Annotated in this window: 10 protein-coding genes; 9 read left to right on the forward strand and 1 reads right to left on the reverse strand. The window is 61.0% G+C overall.

The window, feature by feature from the left end; translation table 11 throughout:
• The first annotated feature begins 114 nt into the window (after positions 1-114).
• The 9 genes from lpdA (at position 115) to FHS09_RS01360 (ending at position 9,390) form a co-directional block, all read left to right on the forward strand.
• Positions 115-1,557: a dihydrolipoyl dehydrogenase gene (gene lpdA / locus FHS09_RS01325; protein ID WP_183455872.1), complete on the forward strand. Its 1,443-nt coding sequence runs from the start codon at positions 115-117 to the stop codon at positions 1,555-1,557.
• 128 nt (positions 1,558-1,685) lie between these two features.
• A complete protein-coding gene (gene sucC / locus FHS09_RS01330) occupies positions 1,686-2,852 on the forward strand; it encodes an ADP-forming succinate--CoA ligase subunit beta (protein ID WP_183455874.1) in 1,167 nt (388 codons plus the stop codon).
• 2 nt (positions 2,853-2,854) lie between these two features.
• Complete coding sequence (sucD, locus tag FHS09_RS01335; protein WP_183455876.1) at positions 2,855-3,727, forward strand: succinate--CoA ligase subunit alpha; 873 nt, start codon at positions 2,855-2,857, stop codon at positions 3,725-3,727.
• Positions 3,728-3,999: 272 nt separating this feature from the next.
• Positions 4,000-4,911: an S-methyl-5'-thioadenosine phosphorylase gene (gene mtnP, locus FHS09_RS01340; RefSeq protein ID WP_183455878.1), complete on the forward strand. Its 912-nt coding sequence runs from the start codon at positions 4,000-4,002 to the stop codon at positions 4,909-4,911.
• A gap of 5 nt (positions 4,912-4,916) precedes the next feature.
• Positions 4,917-5,864, forward strand: a complete 948-nt coding sequence (gene arsS / locus FHS09_RS01345; protein WP_183455880.1) for an arsenosugar biosynthesis radical SAM (seleno)protein ArsS — start codon at positions 4,917-4,919, stop codon at positions 5,862-5,864.
• An 83-nt stretch (positions 5,865-5,947) separates the two neighbouring features.
• On the forward strand, positions 5,948-6,631 hold the full coding sequence (locus FHS09_RS23025) for a TVP38/TMEM64 family protein (RefSeq protein ID WP_281383026.1): 684 nt from the start codon (positions 5,948-5,950) through the stop codon (positions 6,629-6,631).
• Positions 6,631-8,106: a dihydrolipoyl dehydrogenase family protein gene (locus FHS09_RS01350; RefSeq protein ID WP_281383027.1), complete on the forward strand. Its 1,476-nt coding sequence runs from the start codon at positions 6,631-6,633 to the stop codon at positions 8,104-8,106. The genes FHS09_RS23025 and FHS09_RS01350 overlap by 1 nt, the downstream gene beginning before the upstream one ends.
• Positions 8,106-8,780: a TIGR04283 family arsenosugar biosynthesis glycosyltransferase gene (locus FHS09_RS01355; protein ID WP_183456114.1), complete on the forward strand. Its 675-nt coding sequence runs from the start codon at positions 8,106-8,108 to the stop codon at positions 8,778-8,780. Before FHS09_RS01350 ends, FHS09_RS01355 begins: the two co-directional genes overlap by 1 nt.
• Positions 8,773-9,390 carry a TIGR04282 family arsenosugar biosynthesis glycosyltransferase gene (locus tag FHS09_RS01360; protein WP_183455882.1) on the forward strand — a complete coding sequence of 206 codons (618 nt, stop codon included), beginning with the start codon at positions 8,773-8,775 and terminating at the stop codon, positions 9,388-9,390. Before FHS09_RS01355 ends, FHS09_RS01360 begins: the two co-directional genes overlap by 8 nt.
• Before the next feature lie 115 nt (positions 9,391-9,505).
• On the opposite strand, the gene mltF is transcribed toward FHS09_RS01360, so the two are convergent.
• Complete coding sequence (gene mltF / locus FHS09_RS01365) at positions 9,506-10,987, reverse strand: membrane-bound lytic murein transglycosylase MltF (protein ID WP_183455884.1); 1,482 nt, start codon at positions 10,985-10,987, stop codon at positions 9,506-9,508.
• Between the last annotated feature and the right edge of the window lie 162 nt (positions 10,988-11,149).

The raw sequence follows: 11,149 nt of genomic DNA on the forward strand, positions 1-11,149 counted from the left end.
TGTAGGAGCCTGCTTGCAGGCGAAGCGGCCGCAGGCCGCCCTGGGAACGCCGAGCTCCAGCTCGGCAAAGCGACCGCAGGTCGCACCTAAATTCACAAATATCTGGAACAGACCATGTCGGAAAAATTTGACGTAATCATAATCGGCTCCGGTCCCGGAGGTTATGTCGCTGCCATTCGCGCCGCGCAGCTGGGCCTGAAGACTGCCTGTGTCGAGAAGTGGAAAAACAAGGAAGGTAAGGGTGTCAACGGCGGCACCTGCCTGAACGTGGGCTGTATTCCCTCCAAGGCGCTGCTGGACAGCTCCTGGAAATACCACGAAGCCAAGGACTCCCTCGACGTGCACGGCATCGACACCGGCAAGGTGAAAATCGATGTCAAGAAAATGATCGGGCGCAAGGACCAGATCGTCAAACAGTTTACCGGCGGCATTGCCGGTCTGTTTACGGCCAACAAGGTCACTTCCATTTACGGTACCGGCAAGCTGCTGTCCAACAAGAAAGTGGAAGTCACTGACTTTGACGGCAAGACCACTGTCTACGAAGCGGACAATGTGATCCTCGCGTCCGGTTCCGTGCCGGTGAACATTCCGCCGGCTCCGGTGGACAACAAGATTATCGTCGACTCCACCGGCGCACTGGAATTCACCGAAACTCCGAAACGCCTGGGCGTGATTGGTGCCGGCGTGATCGGCCTGGAACTGGGTTCCGTATGGAGCCGCCTGGGCAGCGACGTGGTGGTACTGGAAGCGCTGGATAATTTCCTCGCGATCATGGACCAGCAGATTGCCAAGGAATCGCAAAAGATCCTGAAAAAGCAGGGCCTGGATATCCGCCTGTCCTGCCGTGTCACCGGCTCAGAGGTAAAGGGCAAGGAGGTTGTCGTCACCTACCAGGACAAAGACGGCAAGGAGCACCAGGAAACCTTCGACAAGCTGATCGTGTGCGTCGGCCGCCGTCCCTACACCGAGGGCCTGCTGTCTGAAGACGCCGGCGTGAAGCTGGACGAGCGCGGTTTTATCTACGTCAACGACCTGTGCATGACTTCCGCGCCGGGCGTGTGGGCCATCGGCGACGTCGTGCGCGGCCCGATGCTCGCCCACAAAGCCTCTGAAGAGGGCGTGGTGGTCGCCGAGCGCATTGCCGGCCAGAAGCCGATGATGAACTACGACGTGATCCCGAATGTAATCTACACCCACCCGGAAATCGCCGCTGTGGGCCGCACCGAAGAGCAGGTGAAGGCGGATGGCGAGCCCTACAACGTGGGCGTGTTCCCGTTCGTTGCCCTGGGCCGAGCGGTGGCTGCCAACGAAAAGGACGGCATGGTGAAAATCATCGCCCATGCGGAAACCGACCGCGTGCTGGGTGCACATATCGTCGGCCCGTCTGCGGCGGACTTGGTGCAGCAGGTGGCGATCGCGATGGAGTTCGGTTCCAGCGCCGAAGATATCGGCATGACCGTGTTCGGACATCCGACTCTCTCCGAGGGCGTCAAGGAAGCCGCGCTGGCAGTGAACGGCCACGCGATCCATATCGCCAACCGCAAAAAGCGCAAGTAACAACGGGACCCGGGACCCAGGGCCCCGGGACCTGGCAAGAACTCCCCCCTCTCCCCTAGGGGCGAGGGGTCGGGGGAGAGGGGGGAATCCCCCACCTCTAAATTTTCAAAAGTGAATTGGTATTAACTATGAACTTGCATGAGTATCAGGGCAAACAACTGTTTGCGGAATACGGATTGCCGGTTTCCAAAGGCATTGCAGCGGAAACCCCGGCAGCGGCAGCAGCGGCAGCAGATGAAATCGGTGGCGACAAGTGGGTGGTGAAGGCCCAGGTGCACGCCGGTGGCCGCGGCAAGGCCGGCGGTGTAAAGCTGGTGGACTCCAAGGCGGAAATTGAAGAATTCGCCCAGAAGTGGCTGGGCAACAACCTGGTTACCTACCAGACAGACGAAAACGGCCAGCCGGTTTCCCGCATCCTCGTTGAGAGCTGCACCGATATCGACCAGGAGCTGTACCTGGGCGCGGTAGTGGATCGCTCCACCCGTCGCATCGTTTTCATGGCCTCCACTGAAGGCGGCGTGGAAATCGAGAAGGTTGCGGAAGAGACCCCGGAAAAAATTCTCAAGGCCACCATCGACCCGCTGGTAGGCGCCCAGCCTTACCAGGCGCGCGAGCTGGCTTTCAAACTGGGCCTGCAGGGCGACCAGATCAAGCAGTTCACCAAGATCTTCCTGGGCCTGGCCAAGATGTTCAAGGAAAAGGACCTGGCCCTGCTGGAAATCAACCCGCTGGTCATCACTCCCCAGGGCAACCTGCACTGCCTGGACGCCAAAGTTGTGATTGATGGCAACGCCCTGTACCGCCATCCGGACCTGCGCGAAATGCACGATCCCTCCCAGGAAGACGCGCGCGAAGCGCACGCGGCCAAGTGGGAACTCAACTACGTCGCGCTGGACGGCAATATCGGCTGCATGGTGAACGGCGCCGGCCTGGCCATGGGCACCATGGACATCGTCAACCTGCACGGCGGCAAGCCGGCCAACTTCCTCGATGTTGGCGGCGGCGCGACCAAAGAGCGCGTGGTCGAAGCCTTCAAGATCATCTTGTCTGACGAAAACGTCAAAGCGGTACTGATCAATATCTTCGGCGGTATCGTGCGCTGCGACCTGATCGCGGAAGGCGTGATCGGCGCAGTGGAAGAAGTGGGCGTTAAGATTCCGGTGGTCGTGCGCCTGGAAGGTAACAACGCAGAGCTGGGCACAAAAGTGCTGGCGGATAGCGGTTTGAACATTATCGCTGCCACCAGCCTGACGGATGCCGCCGAGCAGGTGGTTAAAGCCGCGGAGGATAAATAATCATGTCAGTACTGATTAACAAAGACACCAAAGTGATCTGCCAGGGCTTCACCGGCGCCCAGGGCACCTTCCACTCCGAGCAGGCGATCGCTTACGGCACCAAGATGGTCGGCGGCGTGACCCCGGGCAAAGGCGGTCAGGAACACCTGGGCTTGCCGGTTTTCAACACCGTGAAAGAAGCGGTTGAAGCCACCGGTGCGGAAGCCTCCGTGATCTATGTACCGGCCCCCTTCTGCAAGGATTCCATCCTGGAAGCGGCCAACGGCGGCATCAAGCTGATCGTGTGCATCACCGAAGGCATCCCGACCCTGGACATGCTGGACGCGAAAGTGAAGTGCGACGAGCTGGGCGTACGCCTGATCGGCCCGAACTGCCCGGGCGTGATCACTCCCGGTGAGTGCAAGATCGGCATCATGCCGGGTCACATCCACAAGCCGGGCAAAGTGGGCATCGTTTCCCGCTCCGGCACCCTGACTTACGAAGCGGTGAAGCAGACCACTGACCACGGCTTCGGCCAGTCCACCTGCGTGGGCATCGGCGGCGACCCCATCCCGGGTTCCAACTTCATCGACATCCTGGAGATGTTCGAGAAGGATCCGCAGACCGAAGCCATCGTGATGATCGGTGAAATCGGCGGCACCGCGGAAGAAGAAGCGGCGGCCTATATCAAGGAAAACGTCACCAAACCGGTGGTTTCCTACATCGCTGGCGTCACCGCGCCTCCCGGAAAGCGCATGGGCCATGCCGGTGCGATCATCTCCGGCGGTAAGGGCACCGCGGACGAGAAATTCGCCGCGCTGGAAGATGCCGGTGTGAAAACCGTGCGCTCCCTGGCTGAGATCGGCAACGCGCTGAAGGAAGCTGCTGGTTGGTAATTGCCGGAGCGCCGAGCCCTAGCTCGGCATGCGGGCCATAGGCCCGCTGTAGGAGCGGCGGGGCGGCCAACGGCCGCTCCTACAAGGAATGAAAAAGGCCGCCTCGCGAGAGGCGGCCTTTTTCATTCGGGCCATCCTGGCCCTCACCCCTGCGGGGCAGGCTTCGGCTGTGCAAACGGCAGTCCTTCCCGTTTTGTCTGTATCTGTCGAACAATATACATCCCCCAAAGTCACTCCTATACTGCGCGGAAACAAGCAGATAAGGAGCAACCATGGCCCGGGCACTCATCGGCGTAATCGGCGGCAGCGGCCTCTACCAGATGGAGGGGCTGAGCAATACCAGCGAGCATTGGATTGAAACCCCCTTCGGTCTGCCCTCCGAGGCCATTGTCACCGGCGAGTTGCACGGCGTGTCGGTGGCCTTCCTCGCCCGCCACGGCCGCGGCCACCGCCTGATTCCCTCCGAGGTCCCGTACCGGGCCAATATCCACGCACTGCGCCAGCTGGGCGTGCGCTATATCCTCTCTCTGTCCGCGGTCGGCTCACTGCGCGAGGAAGTGAGACCGCTGGATATGCTGCTCCCGGACCAGTTTATCGACCTGACCCGCAAGCGGGACAACACTTTTTTTGGCGACGGCGCAGTGGCCCATGTATCCATGGCCGATCCGATATGCCCGCAAGTCGCCGACTGCCTCGCCCGTGCCTTCGGTCTTACTCAGGGGGAGAGCACCCAAGGCGATCAGCCGATCACATTGCACCGCGGCGGCAGCTACGTGTGTATCGAAGGGCCGCAGTTTTCCTCCCGCGCGGAATCCCACTGGTATCGCAGTATGGGCGCCTCAGTGATCGGCATGACCAACATGCCTGAGGCCAAACTGGCGCGGGAGGCACAGATCGCCTACGCCACCCTGGCCATGGCAACCGACTACGACTGCTGGCACCCACGGGAAGCCGCGGTGACCGCGGAGGTGGCCATCGCCAACCTGCAGCAGAACGCCGCGCGCGCGCAGCGGATCGCCGCCAAGGCGATTCGCCTGCTGGGGGAGGAGAAACCCCGGTCCCCGGCGCACACCGCGCTGGCCAGCGGCCTGGTGACACCGCTGGAAGTCATGCCGGAGGAAAAGGCCCGTGTAATAAAACCGCTGCTCGCAACGACAGAGTCTGTGGAACAAGTGGAGCCCTGAAAGATATGCACGAAACCCTGCCGCTATTGGAAGTTTCTGATTTCCCGCCGATCCGCCGCGAGAAAATCGACACGCTACAGGTCAATATCGGCTACCGCTGCAACCAGACCTGCGTGCACTGCCATGTCAACGCCGGGCCTACGCGTAGGGAAATGATGAGCGAGGAGAACCTGGCGCTGATTCCCGAAGTACTGCGTACCCGCAAAATTTCCAACCTGGATATCACCGGCGGCGCGCCGGAGCTGCATGAAGGGTTCCGCGATCTGGTGCAGTCCGCGCGGGCACTGGACGTACATGTGATGGACCGCTGCAACCTGACCATCCTGTTCGAACCGGGCCAGGAAAACCTGGCGGAATTTCTCGCAGAAAACAAAGTGGAAGTGGTGGCCTCGCTACCGTGTTATTCGCTGGACAACGTGGACAGGCAGCGGGGCAAAGGCGTTTTCGACAAGAGCATCGCCGCGCTGCAAAAACTCAATACCCTGGGTTATGGCAAGCCGGACAGCGGACTGTTCCTCAACCTGGTGTACAACCCCCTTGGACCCTTCCTGCCACCGGACCAGAAGGCACTGGAAGCGGATTACCGCCGCGAGTTGTCCGCGCACTTCGGCATCATTTTTAATCAGCTGTTCGCCCTGGCCAATATGCCTATCAAACGCTTTGGTTCCACCCTGGTATCCAAGGGCCAGTTTGCCGACTATATGCAACTGCTCAAAGATAACTACAGCGCAGACAACCTCGATGGCGTTATGTGCCGCAGCCTGGTCAGCGTGGATTGGCAGGGCAACCTGTACGACTGTGATTTCAACCAGCAGCTGGGCATCGAGGTGCCCGGGCGCATACACCTGCGGAATTTGCTGCAGCAGAATATGCGCAATACGCCGATCCGCGTGGCCGATCACTGCTTCGGCTGCACCGCGGGGCAGGGCAGCAGCTGCGGTGGAGCCCTGTAGGACGCTGCTTGCAGGCGAACAAGAATGAAACTCCGTAGCCATTCGTCTGCAAGCGGGCTCCTACAACCAATAGCTGAGTTTGCATGAACAAAAAAATTTTATTAATAGCTGTTCTGCTTGCCCTGGTGCTGGCCTTCTTCCTTTTTGATTTACATCACTGGTTGTCCCTGGAAAAGCTGAAAACGTGGCAGGAGGAATTTGAACAGTGGCGACGGGCTTCTCCGATCCTGGTGGGGCTGTTGTTCATGTTGTTTTATATTCTGGTCGTCGGCCTGTCGCTGCCGGGAGCGGCGATCATGACACTCGCCGCCGGCGCGCTATTCGGCTTGTGGTGGGGAATACTGATCGTCTCTTTCGCGTCCAGTATCGGCGCTACACTGGCTTTCCTGGTATCCCGCTTTCTGCTGCGCGACTGGGTGCAGAGCCGCTTTGCCCGGCGCCTGCGGACGGTGAACAGCGGTATGGAACGGGATGGGGCCTTTTACCTGTTCGCGCTGCGCCTGGTGCCGGTATTTCCGTTTTTCCTGATCAATATCCTGATGGGGCTGACTCGCATCAAAACCTGGACTTTCTATTGGGTCAGCCAGCTGGGTATGCTGCCGGCCACAGTGGTCTATGTCAATGCGGGCACCCAGTTGGGCAAAGTGAAAAGCGTTGGCGGTATATTGTCGCCGGGGCTGCTATTGTCCTTTGTACTGCTGGGCCTGTTTCCACTGCTGGCCAAGTGGGTACTAAGCTGGATCAAGCGCTACAGAGCCAGTCACTAATGAAAAAGCCGGGAAAATTCGACCGCAACCTGATCGTGATCGGCGCCGGCGCAGCGGGGCTGGTCAGCGCCTATATCGCCGCGGCGGTAAAGGCTAAGGTCACCCTGATCGAGGCCGGCAAGATGGGCGGCGACTGCCTGAACACCGGCTGTGTGCCCAGCAAAGCACTGATCATGAGTGCGCGGGTGGCGCAGCAGATTCGTCGGGCGGGCCAGTTCGGGCTTCGGACGGTCGAACCTAACGTCGATTTTCCCGCGGTGATGCGGCGGGTGCATGAGTCGATCGCCCGCATTGAGCCTCACGACAGCGTGGAGCGCTACACCGATCTCGGGGTGGAAGTGCTGCGGGGGCGCGCACAGCTTGTGGACCCCTGGACAGTCAGCATTGCTTTGAACGAAGGCGGCGAGCAGACCCTGACGGCCCGCGCCATTATCCTTGCCACCGGTGCCGAGCCCTTTGTGCCGCCGCTGCCAGGGTTGGAAGAGGTGGGATACGTCACCAGCGAAACCCTGTGGGACAGCTTTTCCCGGCTGGAGGAAGTTCCGCAAAGGCTGCTGGTACTCGGTGGCGGCGCCGTGGGTTGCGAACTGGCCCAGGCGTTTGCGCGGCTGGGCTCTCAGGTTACCCTGGTGGAAATGACTCCGCGCCTGTTGCCGCCGGAAGACCGCGAAGCCTCCGAAGTGGTGGAACGATGCCTGCGCGAGGAAGGCGTTCGCGTACTGGTCGGCCACAAGGCCGTCGCCTGTGAACTGGATGCGGTGAGCAATAAAAGGTGCGCGCGTCTCGACCACGGGACGGGCGAAGAAACCCTAGAGTTCGACCAGCTGCTCTGTGCCCTGGGGCGCAGGCCGCGATTACAAAACTACGGGCTGGAGGAGCTGGGCATCGTCGACGACGGCAAACTGCCGACCGACGGTTACCTGCGCACCCGCTACCCCCATATTCTCGTCGCCGGCGATCTGGTGGGCCCCTATCAGTTTACCCATATGGCCGCGCACCAAGCCTGGTACGCGGCGGTCAACGGTTTGTTTGGCGATATCAAGAAATTCCGTGTGGACTACTCGCTGGTGCCCCGCGCGGTTTTTGTGGACCCGGAAGTGGCCAGTGTGGGCTTAATTGAACAGGACGCCAAAGATAAAAATATTCCCGTTACTGTAACCCGCTACGGACTGGACGACCTGGACCGGGCCATTGTCGACGGCGCCGACCGCGGTTTTGTAAAAGTGCTCACAGTGCCCGGGCGGGACAAAATTCTCGGCGTAACCATCGTCGGCGAAAACGCCGCCGAGCTGATCGCCGAATTCATATTGGCCATGAAGCACGGCCTGGGCCTGAATAAGCTGCTCGGCACTATCCATATCTACCCCACTATGGCTGAGGCCAATAAGTTCGTTGCCGGCAACTGGAAGCGGGCCCACGCGCCGGAAAAAATACTGAAATGGCTTGAGCGCCTTCATCGTTGGAGACGGGGGTGATGCGGCTGAGCATTGTTGTTCCATTGCTCAACGAACGAAACCTGATCGCGGATCTGGCGGAGCAGCTGCAGCCGTGGCAACAGCGCCACGACTGCGAGGTTATCCTGGTGGACGGTGGCAGCGGGGACGGCACCGCGCAGCTGGCGCGCGATGCCGGTTTGCGCGTCCTGGTATCGTCGCGGGGCAGGGCGCTGCAGATGAATTGTGGCGCCGCCGCGGCTCGCGGGGAAATACTGTTGTTTCTGCACGGCGATACGCAGCTGCCGGCAAGCGCACAGGAACTGATCGAGGACGCGCTCGCGGAAAAATACTGCTGGGGTCGGTTCAATGTGCGTATTGCCGGTCGCAGCTTCTGGTTTCCGTTGATCGCCACGCTGATCAACTGGCGCTCGCGGCTCAGTGGCATCGCCACCGGGGACCAGGCCATCTTCGTGCGCCGCCGGGAGTTCGAACAGCTCGGCGGTTTTCCCGAACAGCCATTAATGGAAGATATCGAGTTGGGCCGGCGCCTGTTGAAAATTTCCCGCCCCGCCTGTATCGGCGTTCCGGTTTCCACCTCCGGGCGCCGCTGGCAGTCCCGCGGTGTGCTGCGCACGGTATTGTTGATGTGGCGGCTACGCTTCGCCTATTGGCGCGGAGTGCCCGCGGAAATTCTCGCGCGCCGTTATGAATAAACCGCGATTGATTATTTTCGCCAAGGCGCCGCTGCCGGGGCTGGCGAAGACCCGCCTGATTCCGGAACTGGGTGCGGAAGGGGCGGCGCAGCTGGCCGGGAAAATGCTGCGGCATACACTGAATCTGTGTGCGCGCGCGCAACTGGGCCCTGTGGAGCTGTGTGTCACCCCCGATTGTGACGATGCATACTGGAAAAATTTTTCCCTGTCGGAAAATATGACGCTTTCCAGCCAAGGTGATGGCGACCTGGGAAAGAGGCTGCTGCGCGCCGCAAACCGCGCCGCCGGCAACGGCGAGTCGGTGTTGCTGCTGGGCACTGACTGCCCGCAGCTGACCGCCGAACACCTGAAAACGGCGGCGTCCGCACTGGAAAAGTCCGATGCGGTGATTTACCCCACCCGCGACGGCGGTTACGCGCTACTGGGCCTGAACCGGGTGGAGCCGTCACTGTTTGAGGATATCTCCTGGAGTACGGAGGTGGTTGCCCGGCAGACGCGGGAACGGATGGTGCAGTGCGATATGCGTTGCGAATGGCTGGAGACGCTGGCGGATATCGATGAGCCGGCGGACCTGGATTATTTGCCTGAAGGCTGGAAAAGCACTTTGTAGGAGCGGCCGCTGGCCGCGATCGGCGGTGGTTATTTCCCAGGCCGATCGCGGCCAACGGCCGCTCCTACAGGGGATGATAGGGGATAGGGATAGGGGATATTCGTAGGGGGCGCCATCAAAGCGCCGGAACGGCACCGGCGGTCTCGGCCACCGGGCTATTGCTGTCCGCCAGTGCCTCCGCGGATTCGTCATTGGCCGCGGCGATGCGCTGTTCCTCGATGCGGCTGCTCCAGGTCAGTAGGGCCTGGTAATGGCGGATATTCTGCACATAGGTCACCGGCTCCCAGCCACGGGCGTAGCCGTGTTTGGTGTTCTTGTAGTACTGGCGCTTGGCCAGCAGCGGCAGTTGGTCGCGCACATCGGCCCAGCGGTCCGGGTTGCCGCCCATTTTTTCCGTGAGAATCCGCGCGTCCTCCAGGTGGCCATAGCCCACGTTGTAGGCGGCCAGGGCCATCCAGGTGCGGTCCGGTTCGCGGATGCGCTCGGGGATCTTGTCGCGTACCTTGATAAAGTAGCGGGCGCCGCCCTCGATGCTCTCCGCCGGGTCCAGGCGGTTGACGCCCAGTTCGCGGGCGGTGTCGCGGGTCAACATCATCAGGCCGCGCACACCGGTGGGGGATTTGGCGCGCGGGTTCCAGTGGGATTCCTGATAGCTGAGTGCCGCCAGCAGGTGCCAGTCGAGGTCGTATTTCTCCGCGACCTCCTGCATGGTTTCGCGCCAGCGGGGCAGGCGCTTGCGGCTGCTCTTGGCGAAGGCCTGGGCGCCGCCGGGATTAAGCTTGCTCACATGGCCGAAGAACTGTTCGCGCAGCTCCGCCACCAGGCCGTTGGTGTTCGCGCGCAGCATAAACAGACGCGCGGCGTGGTAGAGGCTGTCGTCGTCACGGTTGGGGAAAGCCCAGGCAACGGGCTGGAATTGGGTGAGGTTGAAGGCCACATGCGTGTTGGGATAGAGGCCGCGGTGCACCGCGTAGGCGTTGGAATCCACCACTGCGTAGTGAAATTTGCCCTCGTTGACCATCTCCACCAGCTCCATGGCGTCGACGTCGGAGATTTCCTCCCACACCAGCCCCGGGTAGCGCCGGGACAGTTTACGCATCTCCTCGGCGTGGGCACTGCCGGCGATGACTGCGACTTTTTTCTCCTCCAGATCACTTACTTTGCGCGGGCGGTCTTCACCCAGGCGATAGATGACCTGTTGGCGGATCTCGAAATAGGAAGGGGTGAAGCGTACCTGCTCGCGGCGCTCGGGAGTGACGGTGAGGCCGGCGGCGGCAAGGTGGGCGCCTTCTTCCGGGTTTTCCAGGCGCGCGAACATCTGGTTCAGGTCGTGGACATCGCGGATAACCAATTTGACGCCCAGTTCGTCGGCAAAGGCTTCCAGCATGCCATACTCGAAACCGGTGTGGGCGCCGCTGGCGTCTTCGTAGTAGGTGGTGGGACCGTTTTGCGAGAGCACGACCAGTTTGCCGGCGGTCTTGATACGCTCCAGCGTGTCCGGCGCCTTGCTGGCCACCAGCAGGGGGGCACAGCAGGCCAGCGCCAGGACCTTCGCCAGGCGGCAGCTGTAGCGCAACATGCGGCTTTTCATGATCATAAGGCGGTCCCTCTACTCCCTTAGCTTTTATATTCGCTGTTATGCCTGCGTCGCGGGCCAACTGCCGGTGCGCTCATCCTGAGTTGGGCCCGGCAAAAGTCCGACAATTTTACCCCATAAGGTGACGAATTGCCCAATCGCCATTTTTTGCTTTGTGATCTG

Origin of the sequence: Microbulbifer rhizosphaerae (genome assembly GCF_014191725.1) — a bacterium.
GTDB classification, from domain to species: domain Bacteria; phylum Pseudomonadota; class Gammaproteobacteria; order Pseudomonadales; family Cellvibrionaceae; genus Microbulbifer; species Microbulbifer rhizosphaerae.